Source organism: Lunatimonas lonarensis, from assembly GCF_000390185.1.
In the GTDB taxonomy this organism is placed as follows: Bacteria; Bacteroidota; Bacteroidia; order Cytophagales; family Cyclobacteriaceae; genus Lunatimonas; species Lunatimonas lonarensis.
On sequence record NZ_AQHR01000076.1, the window covers coordinates 1 to 942 of the forward strand.

Sequence of the window (942 nt, forward strand, 5' to 3'; positions counted from 1 at the left end):
AATTTGGAATCATATCTCTGCATAGCCCTAGCAGGCCATGCTAACGATCACCGCACCCTTGGTGCTTATTTAATCAACAGCACCAAAGGTGCAAAATCATTAGCCTTGGGCAACGCCCAAGGAAACATGCGAATACACCACCCAAGCGCCAAAGGCGCGGAATCAACAGTCAGTGGCAACACCCCTGGTTTGGAAAATCTCCAGGTCTCAGCCATAAGAAAAGGCCGGCTGAGAAGATCCCTAAGGCGGCCGCACATTCTTTCGGCGACCCTGCTGCCTATGCTTAGGTCAATTTGAGCTCCTGTCCACTCCGAAAGCAATACAATAAAGCTTCTTGGTATTCAATACTTTTTTTAATTTTACCACAGTAAGAGTTGTTTTTTAGATGACAAGAAGGATAAAAAATGCCACAATCTATAGCTTACAATTACAGCCATATCACTTTTAGTACGAAGGACAGACATCCATTTATTGATGATTTTATTGAGTGTGAGTTATTCCAATACATTGGTGGGATCTGTAAAAATTTGGATTTCAAACCTGTGAAAATTGGGGGCTATAAAGACCATGTACATATACTTTGCGTTTTGTCCAGAAAAATCACTTTGATGAAATTCATCGAAGAAGTGAAATCACATTCCTCCAAGTGGATGAAGACCAAAGGAGAAAAATATCATAACTTTTATTGGCAGCGTGGATATGGAAGTTTCTCGGTGAATCCTTCCGAAATTGACGTGGTGGTGAGGTATATTGAAAATCAATCCGAACACCATAAAACGAAAACATTCCAGGAGGAGTATTTGGCATTTTTAAAAAAGTATAAGATTGACTATGATGAGAGGTATTTGTGGGATTGATTGTCGCACCGTTAGTGCTTCCGGAATTTGGAATCATATGCCTGCATAGCCCTAGCAGGCCATGCTAACGATTAACGCACCCTTG

At 41.3% G+C, this 942-nt stretch carries 2 protein-coding genes; both read left to right on the plus strand.

Translation table 11 applies throughout. The annotated features are described in order from the left end of the window. The coding region (locus ADIS_RS23440; RefSeq protein ID WP_035805851.1) for a hypothetical protein at window positions 1-297 on the plus strand (297 nt) is incomplete at its 5' end. 107 nt (window positions 298-404) lie between these two features. Next, entirely contained in the window at window positions 405-857 is a 453-nt protein-coding gene (gene tnpA, locus ADIS_RS12480; RefSeq protein ID WP_035805854.1) for an IS200/IS605 family transposase, read from the plus strand. Window positions 858-942 lie beyond the last annotated feature (85 nt).